Source organism: Ruegeria sp. AB7 (assembly GCF_056542625.1).
In genome coordinates, this window is sequence record NZ_JBQGAC010000005.1 from 1 (window position 1) to 18,866 (window position 18,866).

18 protein-coding genes are annotated in these 18,866 nt (G+C 59.0%); 10 read left to right on the forward strand and 8 right to left on the reverse strand.

Annotated elements, in window-relative coordinates; genetic code table 11:
- Positions 1–100 precede the first annotated feature (100 nt).
- Positions 101–886, reverse strand: a complete 786-nt coding sequence (locus tag ACR0EN_RS13510; RefSeq protein ID WP_170818621.1) for a 23S rRNA (adenine(2030)-N(6))-methyltransferase RlmJ — start codon at positions 884–886, stop codon at positions 101–103.
- Positions 887–1,040: 154 nt separating this feature from the next.
- Between ACR0EN_RS13510 and ACR0EN_RS13515 the strand changes: the two genes are divergently transcribed.
- Genes ACR0EN_RS13515 through ACR0EN_RS13540 form a run of 6 tightly spaced genes read left to right on the forward strand, consistent with a single transcriptional unit; the run spans position 1,041 to position 7,600 of the window.
- A complete protein-coding gene (locus ACR0EN_RS13515; protein WP_039523195.1) occupies positions 1,041–2,087 on the forward strand; it encodes a rod shape-determining protein in 1,047 nt (348 codons plus the stop codon).
- A gap of 56 nt (positions 2,088–2,143) precedes the next feature.
- Positions 2,144–3,046, forward strand: coding sequence for a rod shape-determining protein MreC (mreC, locus tag ACR0EN_RS13520; RefSeq protein WP_170408296.1), 903 nt, complete (start codon positions 2,144–2,146; stop codon positions 3,044–3,046).
- Positions 3,039–3,575: a rod shape-determining protein MreD gene (locus ACR0EN_RS13525; protein WP_480587207.1), complete on the forward strand. Its 537-nt coding sequence runs from the start codon at positions 3,039–3,041 to the stop codon at positions 3,573–3,575. The genes mreC and ACR0EN_RS13525 overlap by 8 nt, the downstream gene beginning before the upstream one ends.
- A complete protein-coding gene (gene mrdA / locus ACR0EN_RS13530) occupies positions 3,572–5,521 on the forward strand; it encodes a penicillin-binding protein 2 (protein WP_480587210.1) in 1,950 nt (649 codons plus the stop codon). The genes ACR0EN_RS13525 and mrdA overlap by 4 nt, the downstream gene beginning before the upstream one ends.
- Positions 5,518–6,657, forward strand: coding sequence for a rod shape-determining protein RodA (gene rodA / locus ACR0EN_RS13535; protein ID WP_170395892.1), 1,140 nt, complete (start codon positions 5,518–5,520; stop codon positions 6,655–6,657). The genes mrdA and rodA overlap by 4 nt, the downstream gene beginning before the upstream one ends.
- A gap of 10 nt (positions 6,658–6,667) precedes the next feature.
- Positions 6,668–7,600 carry a 2-hydroxyacid dehydrogenase gene (locus ACR0EN_RS13540; RefSeq protein WP_480587213.1) on the forward strand — a complete coding sequence of 311 codons (933 nt, stop codon included), beginning with the start codon at positions 6,668–6,670 and terminating at the stop codon, positions 7,598–7,600.
- Here ACR0EN_RS13540 and ACR0EN_RS13545 read toward each other — a convergent pair.
- From ACR0EN_RS13545 to ACR0EN_RS13570, 6 genes are all read right to left on the reverse strand, one after another.
- A complete protein-coding gene (locus ACR0EN_RS13545; RefSeq protein ID WP_480587216.1) occupies positions 7,597–9,612 on the reverse strand; it encodes a M3 family metallopeptidase in 2,016 nt (671 codons plus the stop codon). The genes ACR0EN_RS13540 and ACR0EN_RS13545 overlap by 4 nt on opposite strands.
- A gap of 75 nt (positions 9,613–9,687) precedes the next feature.
- Positions 9,688–10,734 (reverse strand): molybdopterin-synthase adenylyltransferase MoeB, encoded by a 1,047-nt coding sequence (locus ACR0EN_RS13550; protein WP_170818617.1) that lies wholly within the window; start codon positions 10,732–10,734, stop codon positions 9,688–9,690.
- Positions 10,734–11,189: a dUTP diphosphatase gene (gene dut / locus ACR0EN_RS13555; protein ID WP_170818616.1), complete on the reverse strand. Its 456-nt coding sequence runs from the start codon at positions 11,187–11,189 to the stop codon at positions 10,734–10,736. The genes ACR0EN_RS13550 and dut overlap by 1 nt, the downstream gene beginning before the upstream one ends.
- 26 nt (positions 11,190–11,215) lie before the next feature.
- Positions 11,216–12,412: a bifunctional phosphopantothenoylcysteine decarboxylase/phosphopantothenate--cysteine ligase CoaBC gene (gene coaBC / locus ACR0EN_RS13560; protein ID WP_480587220.1), complete on the reverse strand. Its 1,197-nt coding sequence runs from the start codon at positions 12,410–12,412 to the stop codon at positions 11,216–11,218.
- A 63-nt stretch (positions 12,413–12,475) separates the two neighbouring features.
- The gene (locus ACR0EN_RS13565; protein ID WP_170818614.1) at positions 12,476–13,297 is read right to left on the reverse strand and encodes a ChaN family lipoprotein; all 822 of its coding nucleotides are present in this window, start codon (positions 13,295–13,297) and stop codon (positions 12,476–12,478) included.
- Positions 13,294–14,172: an RNA polymerase factor sigma-32 gene (locus ACR0EN_RS13570; protein WP_170423772.1), complete on the reverse strand. Its 879-nt coding sequence runs from the start codon at positions 14,170–14,172 to the stop codon at positions 13,294–13,296. Before ACR0EN_RS13570 ends, ACR0EN_RS13565 begins: the two co-directional genes overlap by 4 nt.
- Positions 14,173–14,275: 103 nt before the next feature.
- On the opposite strand from ACR0EN_RS13570, the gene cobU reads away from it, so the two are divergent.
- From cobU to ACR0EN_RS13590, 4 genes are read left to right on the forward strand one after another with little or no spacing between them, the layout of a single operon-like run.
- Positions 14,276–14,797 carry a bifunctional adenosylcobinamide kinase/adenosylcobinamide-phosphate guanylyltransferase gene (cobU, locus tag ACR0EN_RS13575; protein WP_480587551.1) on the forward strand — a complete coding sequence of 174 codons (522 nt, stop codon included), beginning with the start codon at positions 14,276–14,278 and terminating at the stop codon, positions 14,795–14,797.
- Positions 14,794–15,372, forward strand: coding sequence for a histidine phosphatase family protein (locus ACR0EN_RS13580; protein ID WP_170408306.1), 579 nt, complete (start codon positions 14,794–14,796; stop codon positions 15,370–15,372). Before cobU ends, ACR0EN_RS13580 begins: the two co-directional genes overlap by 4 nt.
- Positions 15,373–15,430: 58 nt before the next feature.
- Positions 15,431–16,315, forward strand: a complete 885-nt coding sequence (locus ACR0EN_RS13585; RefSeq protein ID WP_170636856.1) for a glutathione S-transferase — start codon at positions 15,431–15,433, stop codon at positions 16,313–16,315.
- Positions 16,316–16,362: 47 nt separating this feature from the next.
- Positions 16,363–17,877 (forward strand): YifB family Mg chelatase-like AAA ATPase, encoded by a 1,515-nt coding sequence (locus ACR0EN_RS13590; protein ID WP_480587223.1) that lies wholly within the window; start codon positions 16,363–16,365, stop codon positions 17,875–17,877.
- On the opposite strand, the gene gshB is transcribed toward ACR0EN_RS13590, so the two are convergent.
- Positions 17,874–18,806: a glutathione synthase gene (gshB, locus tag ACR0EN_RS13595; RefSeq protein WP_170513972.1), complete on the reverse strand. Its 933-nt coding sequence runs from the start codon at positions 18,804–18,806 to the stop codon at positions 17,874–17,876. The genes ACR0EN_RS13590 and gshB overlap by 4 nt on opposite strands.
- Positions 18,807–18,866: the final 60 nt, after the last annotated feature.

Genomic DNA, 18,866 nt, shown 5'->3' on the forward strand with positions numbered 1-18,866 from the left:
CGGCAGCGCGCCTCTGGCGCGCTGCCGGGCCCAACGCGTTTGACGGCATCTTTGATGCAGGCAAACGGAGCGGGAGCTTTCCCTGTTTAATTCTTGCTTTTCAAAGCTGAGCGAACAGCTCCGACAAGCGGCGCGTTTCGTCTTCGATCCCGAAGGGCGCATTCAACATGAACATACCTGATCCGACCATGCGATGACCTTCCCGCGCCGGAGGGAACGTGACCTCATGGCAAATCGTTTTGGGATATCCAGCGGATTTCAGAGACGAAATCATAGCCTTGTGACGTGCATCCGTCAGGATTGGATACCAAAGTGCGATCACACCCACATTCCATTTGCGGTGCAGCTTCGCGATCACCCCAGGCAAACGGTCATACTCGGCCTTTACTTCATAACTGGGATCGATCAGCATCATGCCCCGCCTCGGGGTCGGAGGCAGCAACGATTGGGCCAACTCAAACCCATCCTGCCGATAGACCTTCGCCCCGAAAGGAGACAGCGCCAGTGAAAGTGCCGTATGTTCCTGCGGATGCAGCTCGGCGAAATGCAGGCTATCCTGTTTTCGCAACAGGTTGGCCGCAATCAGTGGTGAACCGGGATACGCATGCACGCCGTGACTGGCCTGTATGGTATCCAGCACCCGCGCCATTGGATGATCGGAATCAAACCAACCTTCGCGCCTGACGCGCCCGATCCCGGCGACAGCTTCACCCGTTCGAACCGCCTCAGCCGCGTCAAGGTGATATAGTCCACGCCCGGAGTGCGTTTCGATATAGCTGAGGGGTTTGTCCTTTTGGGTCAAATAACGCAGCGTCCACGCCAATAAAGCGTGCTTTTGCACATCAGCCAGATTTCCAGCGTGGTAAATGTGTTGATATGAGAGCATTATGCCTTCTAAAGTCCCCATCAATAAGGCGGAAAGGTGCTGATTGTCGCGGAATCAGCCCTTTAACCGGGCGAGTTGGCACCCTATAAGGCATCCGTCCCGGAACCGTCGAGTCGCGGGCAGTGGAAATTCTGACAAACGGGATCAGGGAAATATGGGCATCTTTGGCAATCTAGGCGGCCTGTTCACAGCGGACATGGCTATCGACCTTGGAACAGCGAACACGCTGGTTTATGTCAAAGGGCGCGGAGTGATCCTGTCTGAGCCCTCGGTCGTTGCCTACCACGTCAAGGATGGGGTCAAGAAAGTCCTTGCTGTTGGCGAGGACGCCAAGCTGATGTTGGGCCGGACCCCAGGCTCCATTGAAGCCATCCGTCCGATGCGCGAGGGTGTCATCGCGGACTTCGACACCGCCGAAGAGATGATCAAGCATTTTATCCGCAAGGTGCATAAACGCTCGACCTTCTCGAAACCCAAGATCATCGTCTGTGTCCCCCACGGTGCAACCCCGGTTGAAAAACGCGCAATCCGCCAGTCGGTTCTGTCCGCAGGAGCGCGCCGCGCGGGCCTGATTGCCGAACCAATTGCGGCTGCGATTGGCGCGGGGATGCCGATAACCGATCCGACCGGCAACATGGTTGTCGATATCGGCGGCGGTACCACCGAGGTCGCGGTTCTGTCGCTGGGCGACATCGTCTATGCCCGCTCGGTCCGCGTTGGTGGCGACCGGATGGATGAGGCGATCATCTCGTACCTGCGGCGCCAACAGAACCTGCTGGTGGGTGAATCAACTGCGGAACGGATCAAGACCACCATCGGTACCGCACGGATGCCGGACGATGGCCGTGGCCAGTCGATGCATATCCGGGGTCGCGACCTGCTGAACGGTGTGCCCAAGGAAATCGAGATCAGCCAGGCTCAGGTGGCCGAAGCGCTGTCTGAACCCGTGCAGCAGATTTGCGAGGCGGTAATGACAGCTCTGGAAACCACGCCGCCCGATCTGGCTGCCGATATCGTGGACCGGGGTGTTATGCTGACCGGAGGCGGAGCTTTGCTAGGTGACCTTGACCTTGCTCTGCGCGAACAGACCGGTCTGGCCGTGTCGATTGCCGATGAAAGCCTGAATTGTGTGGCTTTGGGCACGGGCAAAGCACTCGAATACGAAAAACAACTGCGCCACGCGATTGACTACGAAAGCTAAGGCGCGCACCCTGATGGGGTGAGAACTCGGGCACGAGCAGCACGGGAAGGTAACCTGTGGCAAAGGACCGATCACAGCGCGATGAATACACGACACCCCTGCGCCGATTGCTTCTGGGGATCGTTGTTCTGTGCCTGCTTGGTATTTTCCTCGTCTGGCGCATCGACAGCCCGCGCGTTGAACGGTTCCGCGCGCAGGTGGTGGATACGGTTGTCCCCTCGATGGAGTGGGCGATGGTTCCGGTCACTGCGCTGGTGAACCTGTCTCGTGATTTCCAAAGCTATCAGCGGCTCAGCGAGCAGAACCAGGAATTGCGCAGCGAGCTGCGCCTGATGCGCGCCTGGAAAGAGGCCGCGCTGCAGCTGGAACAGGAAAACGCCCGCCTGCTGGATCTCAACAACGTACGGCTCGATCCGCGCCTGACCTATGTCACCGGGGTGGTGATGGCCGATAGCGGCTCACCCTTCAGGCAATCTGTGCTGTTGAACGTGGGGGAGCGTGACGGGATCGTGGATGGTTGGGCAACGATGGACGGGATCGGAGTGGTCGGGCGCATCTCGGGCGTGGGCCCGGATACCGCGCGCGTGATCCTGATGACCGATGCCTCAAGCGCGATCCCGGCGACGATCCAGCCTTCGGGGCAGACGGCGCTGATCGCAGGTGACAATACTTCGGCCCCTGCAGTGGAGTTTCTGGAAAACCGGGAACTCGTGCGACCGGGCGACCGGGTCGTTACATCAGGCGATGGTGGCGTGTTCCCCGGTGGCTTGCTGATCGGTCAAATCACGGTTGATCCCGGTGGCAGGTTGCGCGTGCGGCTGTCGGCAGATTTCGAGCGGCTCGAGTTTCTGCGCGTACTACGCTATCAGTCGGCCCCACCAATCACGGAATCCGGTGATATCGTCGGCCCCCGTCAACCCGAAGCATCCTTGACCCCATCCGAGGTCAATGATGGATAGGTCGGTCTCATATCTTTGGGCCAAGCGCGGTCTCTATGTCGCTCTGGCGGTATTTGTGGTGTTTCTGCACCTGTTGCCGCTGGATACAAAACCTGATCGCCTGCCCTTTCCTGACACACTGATCGCTCTTACCTACGCATGGGTGCTGCGGCGGCCGGAATATATTCCGATCCTGATCATTGCCATCGTCATGTTCATGGCCGATCTGCTTTTGCAACGCCCACCGGGGTTGCTTGCTGCGTTGGTGGTTCTGGGTGCAGCCTATCTGCATTCCGCTGCGGCTGGCATGAGAGACAGTGGGTTTGTGGGCGAATGGGCAACCGTCGGGGCAGTGATCACGGTTGTGTTTGTGCTCAATCGACTCATTCTTGCTATCCTCTCGGTGCAACAGGCAACTCTGGGACCGGTAGTGGTGCAAGTTATTCTGACAATCGCAATCTATCCTGTGATGGTTTTGATGAGCCAAACTGTGTTTGGCGTAAGGCGCAAATCTGTTGCCGACAGTACGATGCCACGGGTGCGGCCATGAAGCAGCGCAAACCAAAGCCCAAGGGCCTTGCTTACAAACGTTTGCCGCGCCGCGCCTTGATCCTCGGTGGGCTACAAGCGGCCTTTATCGGGGGGCTGGCAGCCCGGATGCGGTTCATGCAGGTGGATCAAGCGGATGAATACCGTCTGCTGGCCGAAGAAAACCGGATCAACATCCGTCTGATCCCACCAACCCGGGGCCGGATATATGACCGAAACGGGCAGATCATAGGATTAAACTCTCAGTCCTATCGCATCGTCATCGTGCGCGAGGATGCAGGCGATATCGACAAGGTCATCGCCAAGCTTTCGGAACTGATCCCGTTGACCGGGGACGAAATCGAGCGTGCCAAAACCGAAATGCGCCGATCGGCCCCGTTTCTGCCGGTCACGCTGGTCGATCAAGTAACGTGGGAGGATATCTCGAAAGTCGCGGTCAATGCCCCCGCACTGCCTGGTGTCACGCCCGAGGTCGGCATGACACGCCAGTATCCGCGCTATGAAGATTTCGCCCATGTGGTCGGCTATGTCGGCCCGGTCAGCGACTATGATCTGAGCCAGATTGAAGACCCCGAGCCGGTACTGCGCATCCCACGGTTCCAGATCGGCAAGGTCGGGCTGGAAGCCAAGCAAGAGATCACCTTGCGCGGCAAGGCCGGGGCCAAGCGGGTTGAGGTCAACGCCACAGGCCGGGTGATGCGCGAGCTGGACCGCCAGGTCGGCGAAGCCGGGGCAGATTTGCAATTGTCAGTCGACGCCAATCTGCAGCAATACGCGCAGGCGCGATTGGCTGGGGAAAGCGCCGCTGCGGTCGTGATCGATTGCGAAACCGGCGACATCCGCGCCATCAGCTCGGCCCCCAGCTTCGATCCGAACCTGTTCGTGCGTGGGATCTCGGTGGCGGACTACCAGATGCTGACGCAGGACAAGTATCGCCCGCTTGCCAATAAGACAGTACAGGGCACCTACCCTCCTGGATCGACTTTCAAAATGATCACCGCCATGGCTGCGCTCGAAGCCGGGGTGATCAGCCCTTCCAGCACGGTGTACTGTCCGGGTCACATGAAAGTGGGCAGCCGCCGCTTTCACTGCTGGAAACGCGGCGGGCACGGGACGGTCGACCTTGAAACTTCGCTGAAGCGCAGTTGCGACGTCTACTATTACGACGTGGCAATACGTGTCGGGATCGACAGGATTTCCGAGATGGCACGCACCTTCGGACTGGGTATCAAACATGACATTCCGATGTCTGCCGTTGCTGCCGGGCTTGCCCCCAATCAGGAATGGAAGCAGCGGGTTCACGGACAGGACTGGCTGGTGGGTGACACTGCAAACGCTTCGATCGGTCAGGGGTTCATGCTTGCCTCACCGCTTCAATTGGCCGTGATGACGGCGCGTTTGGCGACAGGTCGCGCCGTGCAACCACGCCTTGTTCGATCAATCAATGGGGTTGAACAGCCCTCGGGCGCGGGTGAACCGCTGCAGGTGAACCGCAACAACCTTGAGCAAGTGCGCAAAGCCATGTTCACAGTCTCGAATAACAGGCGTGGCACCGCGTATCGCAGTCGCATCATCGCCGATGAGTTCCGCATGGCAGGCAAAACCGGCACCAGTCAGGTGCGCAATATTACCAAGGCAGAACGCGCCGCAGGTGTGATCCGAAACGAAGACCTGCCATGGGAGCGTCGAGACCATGCCCTGTTCGTCAGCTTCGCCCCCTATGACAATCCGAAATACGCTGTGGCTGTGGTGGTGGAACACGGCGGCGGCGGCTCCAAAGCCGCGGCCCCAGTGGCGCGCGATATCATGCTGCAGGCACTCTACGATGGCACGCCACCGCTCGAGGCGTATCCGGCCGGAGACCGAGAGCGCATCAAAGAACAACAGAAACGGCTGGAGGGTGACCGTCGCCCCAAAGCGCGTCCTGACGAGAAGGACCGCGCATGAGCTATCTTGAATATGCCGTCAAATCCACGCCGTCGGGGTTTCGCAAGTTCCTTTATATGAACTGGCCGCTCACCCTGTTGCTGATCAGCGTGGCAAGCGCGGGGTTCCTGATGCTCTACTCGGTCGCGGGTGGATCCTGGATGCCGTGGGCGGAACCACAAATGGAACGGTTCGGTCTGGGCTTGGCAGCCATGTTTATCATTGCGCTAGTGCCTATCTGGTTCTGGCGGAACATGTCGGTTGTGGCCTATCTGGGCGCGATCGGTCTACTGATCGTGGTCGAACTGTTTGGAACGATCGGCATGGGGGCGCAGCGCTGGATTGATCTGGGCTTCATGCGGCTGCAACCCTCAGAAGTAATGAAAGTGGCGTTGGTGATGGTGCTGGCCGCCTATTACGACTGGCTGCCGGCGCACAAAACCTCGCGCCCGCTCTGGGTGATTATCCCGGTCATTCTGATCCTGATCCCGACATTCATGGTGCTGCGCCAGCCCGACCTAGGCACATCGATCCTGTTATTGGCTGCTGGTGGTGGTCTGATGTTCCTTGCCGGGGTGCATTGGGCCTATTTCGCTGCCGTGATTGCAGCGGGGGTTGGCCTAATTGCTGCGGTGTTCAACAGCCGAGGGACTGAATGGCAGTTGCTCAAAGATTACCAGTTCCGACGCATCGATACGTTTCTGGATCCTTCAACCGATCCGTTGGGAGCGGGATATCACATCACGCAATCGAAGATCGCTCTGGGTTCGGGGGGCTGGAATGGGCGCGGTTTCATGCAGGGAACGCAATCACGTCTTAACTTCCTGCCCGAAAAACACACCGATTTCATCTTCACCACCTTGGCCGAAGAGTTCGGCTTTGTCGGCGGCATCACACTGTTGATCCTTTACGGTCTGATCTTGATCTTCTGCATGGTCACGGCGCTGTCGACCAAGGATCGTTTCTCGTCTCTGGTGACACTTGGGATCGCGCTGAATTTCTTCCTGTTCTTTGCCGTCAATATGTCGATGGTGATGGGGCTGGCCCCAGTGGTCGGAGTACCGCTGCCGATGGTCAGTTATGGCGGCTCGGCCATGCTGGTCCTGATGGCCGCCTTTGGCATCGTTCAAAGCGCCCATATACATCGTCCCCGCTGAAAGGTTTCCCATGCCCGTGAATGTCCTGTTTTCCGCGCGCCCTGAGTTGTGGCCCGAGTATGAAGCTCTGATGTATCAATACTTGTCGGACGCAGGGCTAGATTTTCATCTGGCCACGGACATCCCTGCAGATCAGGTCGACTACATCGTTTACGCCCCGAACGGAGGGGTACAGGATTTCACGCCCTTCACACGGCTCAAGGCGGTGCTGAGCCTCTGGGCGGGGGTTGAGAAAATCTCGGGCAATGAAACCTTGACCGTTCCGCTGGCGCGTATGGTTGACGGGGGATTAACGCAAGGCATGACGGAATGGGTGGTGGGCCATGTGCTGCGCTATCACCTTGGGATGGACCAACACATTACGCTACAGGATGGGGTCTGGACACCTGATGCGCCACCACTGGCCCAGCAACGCACCGTCTGCATCTTGGGTTTGGGCGCATTGGGTGAAGCATCGGCCCACGCGTTGGCAGCGTTGAATTTCCATGTCATCGGTTGGAGCCGTACCGCCAAGACTATTCCCGGCGTGACCTGTCTGCATGGTAAGAACGGGCTGCGCGATGCACTGTCCCAGGTCGAGATAGTGGTTTTGCTGCTGCCAGATACTCCGGCGACCGAAAACACGCTCAACGCCGAAACACTGGCGCTGTTGCCGGAAGGGGCCAAGATCATCAACCCGGGTCGCGGGCCGCTTATCGATGATGAGGCCCTGCTGGCCGCGCTGAATTCAGGGCAGGTCGGGCACGCCACGCTGGATGTCTTCCGCACCGAACCCCTGCCGACCGAGCATCCCTATTGGGCACATCCCAATGTGACGGTGACGCCGCATATCGCCTCGGAAACCAGACCTGTTACCGCGGCTCAGGTGATCTGCGAGAACATTCGCCGAGGTGAAGCGGGTGAACCCTTTCTCCACCTCGTTGACCGAAAGCTTGGGTACTAGGCCGCGATCAGCCCGCGGCCTTTCAGCAAGGCTTCGACGCCAGGCAGACGTCCACGGAAGGCCAGATACAGCTCTTCCGCCTCGCGGGATCCGCCAGTTGACAGGATGTGTTCCTCCAGTGCCTTGGCGCGTTCGGGATCAAACGCACCGTCTGCTTCTTCAAAGGCCGCAAAGGCGTCGGCATCCATGACTTCGGACCACATATAACTGTAGTAACCTGCGCTATAACCGTCGCCCGCAAAGACATGGGCGAAATGCGGGGTGGCGTGGCGCATTCCAATGGCCCGAGGCATGCCGATTTCGGCCAGCACCTCGGCCTGTTTCTCCATCGGATCAGCGGGGGCAGCCCCCTCATGAAACGCCAGATCGACCAGGGCCGAGGCAACATATTCCACCGTCAGGAACCCCTGATCGAAATTGGCGGCCTGTAGCACCTTCTGCAACATCTCCTGCGGCATCGATGCGCCCGTTTCGGCATGAGTGGCGAACTCAGCCAATATCTCGGGCACTTCCAGCCAATGTTCGTAAAGCTGGCTGGGCAGTTCAACGAAATCACGCGCCACCGAGGTGCCCGAGATACTCTCATAGGTCACATTGGACAGCATCTGGTGCAGGGCATGGCCGAACTCGTGAAACAACGTTCGGGCGTCATCATAGGACAAAAGCGCTGGTTCACCTTTGGCAAAGTTACAGACGTTGATCACGACCGGAGCCTGTTCTTTCGGGTATTTCGCCTGCCCGCGCATTGCGCTGCACCATGCGCCCGACCGTTTCGATCCGCGTGCAAAGTAGTCACCGATGAACACCGCAATATGCTGCCCGTCACGGGTCACCTCCCACGCACGGCAATCGGGATGATAGAGCGGCACATCAAGCGGCGCGAACTCCAGCCCGAACAGCCGTGTGGCGCAGGCGAAAGACGCCTCGATCATTCGGTCCAGTTGCAGGTACGGCTTCAGCGCCGCTTCATCGAGATCATGTTCGGCCTTGCGGCGTTTCTCGGCATAGTAGCGCCAATCCCACGCCTCCAGCGGGCCATTTACGCCATCCTCTTGCATCATTGCCGTCAGCACCTCGGCATCTGCGTCGGCGCGGGTTTTGGCGGGCTCCCACACATCCAACAGCAGCTCTCGCACGCGATCTGGTGTGCGGGCCATCTCGGTCTCAAGCTTGTAGGCGGCGAAGCTGGCATACCCCAGCAGCTTGGCGCGTTCTTCGCGCAGGCGCAGGATGTCCGCCGCAATCTCGCGGTTGTCGGTCTCACCTCCATTTGCCCCCCGTGCAGTCCACGCGCGATCAGCCTTTGCACGCAAATCCCGGCGGGGCGAGAATTGCAGAAAGGGCACGATAATCGACCGAGAAAGGGTTACCACCGGGCCATCCGCTCCCTTTTCCTGACCCGCTGCGCGCGCTGCATCGATAACAAAATCCGGCAAGCCTTGCAGGTCTTCTTCGGTCAAATCCATGAACCAGTCGCGTTCATCCGCCAGCAAGTTCTGCGTGAAGGACGTGCCCAGAGACGCCAAACGGGCCTTGATCTCTTGCATTCTCGCATCGTCGGCGCCGGTCAACGCCGCCCCCGCCCGCATGAACCCGCGATGAGACAGCATCAAAACGCGCGCCTGTTCATCGGTCAGGTCTAGATTATCGCGCCGGTCCCATAAATCCGCCACGCGCTTAAACAGTGCTTTGTTTGATGATATGCGCGAGTAGTGTGCCGCCAGCTTGGGCGAAAATTCGCGTTGCAGTTCTTCACGCTTGGGGTTGCTGTCCGCACCTGCAACGGTGAAAAAGACCGACAGAACCTTATCCAACTGCTCGCCTGCAGCCTCCAGCGCTTCGATCGTATTGGCGAATGTGGGCGTGTCCGGACTCGCTGCTATCGCCTCAATCTCGGCATCATGTGCGTGCATCGCCTGTTTCAGCGCGGGGGAAAAATCATCATCCGAGATTGTGTCAAACGGTGCGATTTCGAAGGGCGTGTTCCAGTCAGAAAGGATCGGATTGGTCATTGAGGTCTCCTTTGACCTCATAGCTAAGTCCGTCCGCCGAAATGATCCAGAGCTACCCGAAAATTTGAGGCGGCGTTAGTGTGCTGCCCCACAAATCGGGCAATCGGTGCGGCGTGCTAGGGTGATCTTGCGGCTTTCGCCGTAAAGCGCATCGTATATCAACATCTCACCTCGCAATGCCTGCCCGGCGCCGGTGATCACCTTGATCGCCTCAACAGCCATCATCGAGCCGACCACACCCGGTAGCGGGCCGATTACACCAGCTTCGGCGCAAGAAGGCGCGAGGCCGGGGGCAGGTGCTTCGGGGAAAATGCACTGGTAACACGGGCCAGAGGTAGCTGGGTCAAAGACGCTGAGCTGCCCTTCCCACTGCGACAACGCGCCCGAAATCAGAGGCTTTCCCAGCGCAACCGCCGTACGGTTGGCAAGGTAGCGGGTATCGAAATTGTCAGTCCCGTCGAGGATCAAATCAAAATCAGCGAAGAGCTCGGCGGCAATCTCGTCGGTCAGTCGACGGTGATACGGCAAAACGACCACGTTGGGATTCTGTGCCAACATGGCCTGCTGGGCCGAGAACACTTTGGGTATGCCGATATCCGCGTCGCGGTGGATCACCTGCCGCTGCAGGTTGGCGTTCTCGACCTCGTCATCGTCGATTACGCCGATTGTTCCCACTCCGGCGGCGGCCAGATATTGCAGGGCGGGTGCGCCGAGCCCCCCGGCACCGATCACCAGCACGCGCGCCTGTTTCATTCGCTTCTGGCCGGGACCGCCCAGTTCACGCAGAACGATGTGGCGGGCATAGCGTTCAAGCTCGGTCTCGCTGAACTGTTCGGATGGCTTGGCGGGCTCCGACGTCTGGCCGGACGCGGCGCGATTTCGCAACGCCTTCAAACCCCGCCCATAAAGCAGCACCAGCACAGCCGCTCCAGCGAGGATCAGCCACATCGCTGCCGACCCACCGGTCGCCTGACGCAACGGGTTTCCCTCAGGCAGCAGAAGTTGAGCAATAATCACGCCCGTCAAGAGCGCGCCAACAGAAACCAGCCGCGCGCTGCGCGACACCCCGGCAATATAGCCGACACCCCAAAGCCCGGCGGCAAGGATCAGAACCAGCAGCATCAGCTGCGCCCGGTCGAGCCGAAGCCACCCGCGCCGCGATCAGTCTCGGTCAGAGCCTCAACGTCCTGGAACATGGCCTGCACCACCGGTGCGACGATCAGTTGCGCGATACGTTCGCCATGCGTAATCTCGAACGGTTCCTGACCCGCATTCATCACGATTACGCCCAATGGCCCGCGATAGTCGCTGTCGATTGTACCCGGAGTGTTGGGCAAGGTGATCCCGTGTTTCAAGGCAAGGCCCGATCGTGGACGTACCTGAACCTCGAACCCCTGCGGAATTTCGATCCTAAGGCCTGTCGGTATCAGCGCACGACGGCCAGGTTGAAGAATAACTGACGCACCATCCGGCAGATTGGCGCGCACATCCGCCCCGGCAGCACCCGCGGTTTCGTAGGAAGGCAATGGCACCAACGGGTCAGCCCCCTCCTCTCGGATCACGCGAATTGCCACCATACCTGTACCTCTTGTCTTTATGGCTGCTATCTGGTCAACGCGCCGGCGATCTTGGCTGCTAACCGCTTTGCCACATCATCCTTGCCCATTCGCGGCCATTCTTCGGCACCTTGCTCTGAGATCAGGATCACCGCATTCTCAGAACCGCCCATGATACCTGTCGCGGGGCTGACATCATTCGCAACGATCCAGTCACAGCCCTTGCGGGCACGTTTGGCCGTAGCATGTTCGATCACGTTGTCTGTTTCGGCGGCAAAACCCACCACCAAAACGGGCCTGCCATTTCCCATTCGCGCGATGCGCTTCAAAATGTCGGGATTCTCGGCAAACTCTAGCGCGGGCACCCCGTCGCGGCTTTTCTTCAGCTTCCGGTCCGAGGCACTGGATACCCGCCAATCGGCCACTGCAGCTGCAAATACCCCCGCATCCACCGGAAGCGCTGCGTCGACCGCATCCGACATTTGCAGCGCGGTCTCTACACGCACGACCTTCACGCCGTCTGGAGGAGGCACGTCAGCCGGACCCGTGATAAATGTAACATCGGCCCCCAGCGCAGATAGCGCGCGTGCAACGGCTGTTCCCTGAGCGCCCGATGATCGGTTGGCGATGTATCGTACCGGATCAATTGGTTCATGTGTCGGACCCGATGTCACCAGAATACGTTTGCCAGCCAAAGGCCCATCCCCGAACTGCGCCTCGATCGCCGCGACAATTTCAAGCGGTTCCGACATGCGGCCCGGGCCGTATTCACCGCAGGCCATATCGCCTTCGTTCGGGCCGACAAATCGCACCCCGTCTGCTTCCAGTTGCGCATGGTTACGCCGGGTTGCGGGATGCTCCCACATGCGGACATTCATCGCAGGCGCACACAGAACCGGCGTATCGGTCGCCATCAAAAGGGTCGAGGCCAGATCATTAGCTAACCCGCCTGCCATCTTACCCATCAGATCGGCCGTTGCCGGAGCAACCACGATCAGATCAGCCGAACGGGAAAGCTGAATATGACCCATCTCCGCTTCATCGGTCAGATCAAAGAGATCTCGATAGACCTTTTCACCGGCCAGGGCAGACACGGATAACGGAGTTACGAATTCTTCGGCAGCACGCGTCAAAACCGGCGTGACCGCCGCACCATGTTCCCGCAACCGCCGGATCAGGTCCAGCGACTTGTAGGCCGCAATCCCACCGCCGATAATCAGCAGAATACGTTTCGATGACAGCATGGCTCGCCCTTCCCGTCCCGGTCGGCCCTGACATTAGGCAACGCTGGCGGGCAGTTCCAGCAGTTAATTCTGCACCTCAAAGGCTTTGCAGGGGTCTTCTCGCTCGGCCGTGGGGCTATCGATAACAGCATCAAAATCCCCGCTCACGACCCCATCTTCGGATTGTCCAAGCACAAAGACCTTCAAACCGGGGCGCAGTCGCGACAGAAAAGTCGGAATTCCGCGATCCTTGCGGGCATGGCCATTGCCAGTGATGACCGCGACAGGCCCACCAGTTTCGTCGGTGGCGCGCAGAATGGCTCGGGTCAACACAGCGTCCCTCAGACGTTGAATGGCGACCATCTGCGGTAGAACTTCAGCGGGCAATGCGTCGCAATGTGCCGCCAGTTGATCAGCCTCGCGTGCGGCTTGATCTTCATCCGACAGAGGTACAGTCAATCCATATCTGGCCGCATCAGCCCCCAACGCTGTGGCCGCCCCGCGTTCCATAGCAGCGCGGGCCGCTTCACGCGGAACCATCGCGCCATACACTGGCACATCCGCGGCCTGAAAAATGGGGTAGTACATTCTGAGAGGCGGCCAACCGGATTCTGCCCAGCGCAGAATTCGGGACAGCTCCTCGGGATTGGTTGCCGCTTTCTGAGCCAACCGCTGAGCACCTTCTTCGGTCACCATCTCCCAGACAACCGCCGTGGGCGTGATTGCCTCAACTGCTTCGGCTTGGACCAGATGATGCTGAGGGTTGTCATGTATCTCGCCCAGAATGACGACATCCGCGGCCCGCATGTCGGCCAACACGTCCTGAGGGATAAATTCAGCAGCTCGAACCGATTGAGGCAAAGTGGCGAGCAACACAAAAGCTGTAAGAATCGCAAGAGGTTTCATGCGAAGAAGTGTTGCACCTCGCGCGATTGCGCTTCAAGGTTCTTGCGCATCTTTGTGAATGCTGCCGCCTCGAGTTGGCGCACACGCTCTTTCGACAGGCCAAGCTCTTTCCCAAGACTTTCCAGCGTCCGGGCAGGCTCACGCAGTTTTCTTTCGCGAACGATAAACCGCTCGCGATCGTTCAAAGCTTGCATCGCCGCCACCAGCCATTCGCGCAATTGCTGGTTGTCGTGGCTGTTCTCTACTACCTCGGCGGCTTGTTCGCTGTCATCTTCCAGCGCATCAATCCACTCGCGCCCGTCCTCATCTGCAGACTGCACCGCATTAAGCGAGAAATCGGACCCTGCCAGACGGCCTTCCATCATCTCGACATCACGCAGCGGGACTCCGATTTCGGCGGCAATCTTCTGATGCAACTGATGGCGATCCAGCTCCAGCCCCTCAGTCGCGGCTTCGCGCTCCAGACGCGCCTGTACCCGACGCATGTTGAAGAACAGCGATTTCTGGGAAGAGGTCGAACCAGTGCGCACCATCGACCAATTGCGCATCACGTAATCCTGAATGCTGGCCTTGATCCACCACACTGCATACGTTGAAAACCGCACACCCCGATCCGGATCGAACTTGTCGGCGGCTTTCATCAAGCCCAGTCCCGCCTCCTGAATCAGATCATTCATCGGCGCGCCGTAGCGTTTGAATTTCGCCGCCATTGATATCGCCAGCCGCATGTAAGCCGTAATGAGGCGATGCAGCGCCTGTTCATCGCGTTCATCGCGCCAGGCATAGGCCAGTTTCAATTCAGTCTCCGCATCCAGCAGCTCGGCCTTCATTGCCTGCCGGGACATCGAAAAATCATGTGCGTTGTCGAGTGCCATGCAATTCTCCCCTTTTATCACAGGCGATGGGCCGGGCTTGCCTTGCCGACTTGTGGTCGATACGCAGGACAAAACCGGGTGGATCACCAGAAAGGTAATAAAAGTGCATGCCGATTTAACCTTTATCTTAGGCGGCGCTGCATCCGGAAAATCTGCTTTTGCGGAGCAACTTGCTGTTTCAACTGGGAAAAGTCGCATTTACCTTGCGACATCACAAGTGTTTGATGACGAGATGCGCCTAAAAATCAGGCAACATATTGCACAACGCGGCAGCGGGTGGACGACGATCGAAGCGCCATTTGATCTATTGCCGGAACTCGCCAAGCTGACAAATGATCAGATTTGCCTGATCGATTGTGCAACCATGTGGCTGACAAATCACCTGCTGGCAGAGAATAACCTAGAGGAAGCACAGGCCGGACTGCTTGAGGCGATGAAGACCTGTGCCGCCCAGATCGTCGTGGTATCAAACGAAGTCGGCCACGGGATCGTCCCCGACAACGCCTTGTCCCGTCGATTCCGCGAGGCGCAGGGACGGCTGAACATCGCTCTGGCTGCGCAGGCAGATCGGGTGGTGCAGGTTACGGCCGGGCTGCCGCTGGTTCTCAAAGGGCAACCCCTATGACGCGCCTGCATTTGGTACGGCACGGCCCCACCCATGCTAAAACTATGGTAGGCTGGTCCGACCTTCCTGCCGACTTGAGTGATAAGGCCGCGATTGCACGGCTTGATGCGCATCTGCCTTCCAATGCCGTCGTAATCTCATCAGACTTGTCACGCGCCAGCGATACGGCCAGCGCCATTCAAGGCACGCGACTCCGCCTTCCGCACCACCGCGATCTGCGCGAAATTAATTTCGGCAACTGGGAGATGCGCCCCTTCGCCGAGATCGAGGCGGAAGACCCCGAGCTTTGCTTTGCCTACTGGGATAATCCGGGCGAGGTCAGGCCTCCAAACGGGGAAAGCTGGAATGAGGTCCGCGCGCGTGTCGATAGGGTCGTCGACACCCTGATCGCGGCCCATACCGGATGTGACCTAGTCCTGGTCGCCCATTTCGGAGTGATCCTGACTCAGGTCCAACGCGCTCTGGACGTGGACGCCCAACACGCGTTTGGTCACCGCATCGACAACCTGTCCGTCACCGAGATCACGCGCCATAACGATGGTTGGACCGTAGGTCGGATTAATCACCGACCGTGATAAGTGTGCGCACAAATCTCTGATTTACCGACGCGTCTCTGTCCGACATCGTTGCTGTATGACATATGATCTCTTTATCGGTGACCGGTTGTTCTCCAGCTGGTCCATGCGCGGATGGCTAATGCTTGAGAAATTCGGCCTGCCATACCGCACCCACATGATTGGCCTTTATTCCGGCACCATGGCGGCGGATATGGAACCACTGGGCCCGGCGCGCCTTGTTCCTGCGCTGCGTCTACCAGATGGAACCGTGGTCGGCGAAAGCCTCGCGATGGCAGAGACATTGGCCGAACGCCACCCCGAAGCAGGGCTTTGGCCGTCAGACCCTGCCGCCCGCGCCACAGCCCGGTGGCTTTGCGCTGAAATGGTTGCCGGTTTCACAGCGCTGCGGGGGCAATGCCCCATGCAGTTGAAACGTTGCTGGGAAGGGTTCAAACCTTCACCTGAAACGATGACTGATTTGCAGCGGATCGAAACCCTCTGGGCCCATGCACGGAAGGTCTCTGGCGCCGCGTCGGGCCCGCTGTTTGGTGCCTATTCTCTGGCTGATGTTTTCTACACGCCGGTCGCTGCACGGATTGTCGGCTATGGCCTGCCCGTGTCCGAGGTCAATCGTGCATACTGCATGCACCTGCTCTCTGATATCGCAGTTCGACAATGGCGCGCCATGGGCATGACGGTCGCGTATGAGCCCTTCCCGTATCCGCAAGACCTTCCCGCACACAGCTGGCCAATTGGCGGGGATTCAGGGGCATTGGCAGTCAGCACAGGCCCCTCGGTCAACACAGCCTGCCCCTATTCCGGCAAGCCTGTACAAGACTATCTGGAACTCGATGGCAAGATTTGGGGCTTTTGTAATCCGTTTTGCCGAGACAAGACCGTTTCTGACCCTGAGGCGTGGCCGAAATTTACGGCGATGGTTGCTGACGTTAACGATTCTTAAACTGCAGCCATGGCAGCAACGTCCTGTTAACCAAGGACAGGATTGCCATGGTCGCCCGTGCTCACACCGTTGCCTTTCAAGGGGTCGATGCCCGCCCGGTCGAGGTGCAATGCGCCGTCTCACCGGGCCTTCCGGCCTTTTCCATCGTGGGATTGCCGGACAAGGCAGTCTCCGAAGCACGGGACCGTGTTCGTAGTGCGCTAAGTTCGATGGCGATCGCGCTGCCGTCGAAACGGATCACGATTAACCTTTCGCCTGCCGATCTGCCCAAAGAGGGCAGCCATTTCGACCTGCCTATCGCCGTCGCTTTGTTGACTGCGTTGGAAATCATCCCAGCGGATGCTGCCGAGGGCGCTGTCGCGTTGGGCGAGTTGTCTTTGGATGGTTCTCTGGTACCCGTCGTCGGCGCGCTGCCCGCTGCCATGACAGCAGCAGCCGATGATCGCAGCTTGCTTTGTCCCAGCGCCTCTAGCGCCGAAGCCGCGTGGGTTGACGCCACTCAGGTGATCGGAGCGGGCTCGTTGGGGGATGTGGTGCGGCACTTTACCGGTCAGTCTGCGCTGCCCGCTGCGACACCGGGCGAAGTGAAACTATCACCCAACGCACGGGACCTGCGGGACGTGAAGGGGCAAGAGCGCGCCAAACGCGCCTTGGAAATCGCCGCAGCCGGGCGGCATCATTTGATCATGATCGGGACACCGGGTTCCGGCAAATCCATGCTGGCGGCGCGTCTGCCGGGTATTTTGCCGCCTCTGAGCCCGGTAGAAGCTTTAGAGACATCGATGATCCAGTCGCTTTGCGGCTTACTGGACGAAGGGGGCATCAGCCGCGCCAGACCGTTTCGCGAGCCGCACCATACCGCTTCGATGGCGGCGATCGTGGGCGGTGGCAAAGGTGCGAAACCCGGTGAGATATCACTGGCGCATAACGGCGTCCTGTTCATGGACGAGTTTCCCGAATTTCCGCGCACAGTTTTGGAAACCCTGCGCCAACCTATTGAAACCGGCGAGGTAATGGTCGCCCGCGCCAACGCCCATGTGAAATACCCATGCCGCTTTATGCTGGTAGCCGCCGCGAACCCGTGCAAATGCGGATACCTGACGGACCCGTCCCGCGCCTGTTCACGCGCACCGGTCTGTGGCGAGGATTACTTGGGGCGTATCTCAGGGCCGTTGATGGACCGGTTCGATTTGCGCATCGAAGTCCCTCCGGTCGGATTTACCGATCTCGACCTGCCGCCTTCCGGCGACAGCTCTGCGACCGTCGCAGAGCGGGTTGAAGCGGCGCGCGCCATACAAACAGATCGCTTTCGCGACACGCCAAATATCCGTCAAAACGCAGATGTCGAAGGCAATGTGCTGGAAGAAATTGCCGCCCCTGATGCCCAGGGCAAAGAACTATTACTGAAAGCCGCGGAACGCTTTGGCCTGTCGGCCCGCGCCTTTCACCGCATCCTACGCGTGGCCCGCACCATTGCCGACCTCGAAGGTGAGCCGGATGTACGCCGCCCCCATGTCGCCGAGGCGCTGAGCTTTCGCATCAGCGCCAAAGCAGGAGCTTAAAGTTTCGCCTCAATCGCTTGCCAGATTTTCTCGGCGATGTTCACGCCATTGAACCGCTCAAGCTCCTGAATACCAGTGGGTGAGGTCACGTTGATCTCGGTCAGGTAGTCGCCAATTACATCGATCCCCACAAAGATCTGACCACGTTCCTTCAATAACGGTCCGATCGCAGCGCAGATTTCCATATCTCGCTCGGACAGGCCGATTTTCTCGGGGCGCCCGCCCACATGCATGTTCGAGCGGGTCTCGCCCTCAGCCGGAACGCGGTTGATGGCGCCCACCGGCTCCCCATCGACAAGTATGACCCGCTTGTCGCCATTGCGCACATCGGGCAGGAATTTCTGCGCGATCAGAGGCTCACGAGAAAAGCCGGTGAACAGCTCATGCAGCGACGTCAGGTTGCGGTCATTCGCATCAAGACGGAATACGCCAGCACCTCCGTTGCCGTAAAGCGGCTTGAGGATGATATCGCCATGCTTTTCCTTGAACGCCTTGATGGTTCGCAAATCCCGCGCAATCGTGGTGGGCGGAGTCAGTTCAGGGAAATCCAGAACCAGCAGCTTTTCGGGATAGTTTCGCACCCAAAACGGATCGTTAACCACCAGGGCCTGCCCCTTTAGCCGGTCAAGCAAATGGGTCGAGGTGATGTAGTGCATGTCAAACGGGGGGTCTTGGCGCAGCCAGACGACATCAAATTCAGCAAGGTCCACTTCACGCTCAGGGCCCAACACTGCCGGGTTGCCAGCGACTCGTTGCACCGTCATGTCATGGCCGCGCGCCGTGATCTTGCCTTCCTGGTAAGCCAGTTGATCCGGGCCATAAAAAAACAGCTGGTGGCCGCGCACCTGAGCCTCTTCTGCCAGACGGAAAGAGCTGTCGGCGTTGATATCCACGGCCCCGATTGGGTCCATCTGAAAGGCGATCTTCATGGTGTATCCCTCAATTCCACGCTCGATACATGGCGCAGAGGCTTGACGGGTTCAATGGGG

Excerpts from the sequence above, each read along its gene's own strand:
- ACR0EN_RS13540 (WP_480587213.1), top strand. The coding sequence starts at position 6,668 with ATGCCCGTGAATGTCCTGTTTTCCGCGCGCCCTGAGTTGTGGCCCGAG.
- ACR0EN_RS13510 (WP_170818621.1), bottom strand. The coding sequence starts at position 886 with ATGCTCTCATATCAACACATTTACCACGCTGGAAATCTGGCTGATGTG.
- ACR0EN_RS13515 (WP_039523195.1), top strand. The coding sequence starts at position 1,041 with ATGGGCATCTTTGGCAATCTAGGCGGCCTGTTCACAGCGGACATGGCT.
- ACR0EN_RS13525 (WP_480587207.1), top strand. The coding sequence starts at position 3,039 with ATGGATAGGTCGGTCTCATATCTTTGGGCCAAGCGCGGTCTCTATGTC.
- ACR0EN_RS13585 (WP_170636856.1), top strand. The coding sequence starts at position 15,431 with ATGACATATGATCTCTTTATCGGTGACCGGTTGTTCTCCAGCTGGTCC.
- gshB (WP_170513972.1), bottom strand. The coding sequence starts at position 18,806 with ATGAAGATCGCCTTTCAGATGGACCCAATCGGGGCCGTGGATATCAAC.
- rodA (WP_170395892.1), top strand. The coding sequence starts at position 5,518 with ATGAGCTATCTTGAATATGCCGTCAAATCCACGCCGTCGGGGTTTCGC.
- ACR0EN_RS13590 (WP_480587223.1), top strand. The coding sequence starts at position 16,363 with ATGGTCGCCCGTGCTCACACCGTTGCCTTTCAAGGGGTCGATGCCCGC.
- mrdA (WP_480587210.1), top strand. The coding sequence starts at position 3,572 with ATGAAGCAGCGCAAACCAAAGCCCAAGGGCCTTGCTTACAAACGTTTG.
- ACR0EN_RS13570 (WP_170423772.1), bottom strand. The coding sequence starts at position 14,172 with ATGGCACTCGACAACGCACATGATTTTTCGATGTCCCGGCAGGCAATG.
- ACR0EN_RS13565 (WP_170818614.1), bottom strand. The coding sequence starts at position 13,297 with ATGAAACCTCTTGCGATTCTTACAGCTTTTGTGTTGCTCGCCACTTTG.
- ACR0EN_RS13550 (WP_170818617.1), bottom strand. The coding sequence starts at position 10,734 with ATGCTGCTGGTTCTGATCCTTGCCGCCGGGCTTTGGGGTGTCGGCTAT.
- dut (WP_170818616.1), bottom strand. The coding sequence starts at position 11,189 with ATGGTGGCAATTCGCGTGATCCGAGAGGAGGGGGCTGACCCGTTGGTG.
- ACR0EN_RS13580 (WP_170408306.1), top strand. The coding sequence starts at position 14,794 with ATGACGCGCCTGCATTTGGTACGGCACGGCCCCACCCATGCTAAAACT.
- coaBC (WP_480587220.1), bottom strand. The coding sequence starts at position 12,412 with ATGCTGTCATCGAAACGTATTCTGCTGATTATCGGCGGTGGGATTGCG.
- ACR0EN_RS13545 (WP_480587216.1), bottom strand. The coding sequence starts at position 9,612 with ATGACCAATCCGATCCTTTCTGACTGGAACACGCCCTTCGAAATCGCA.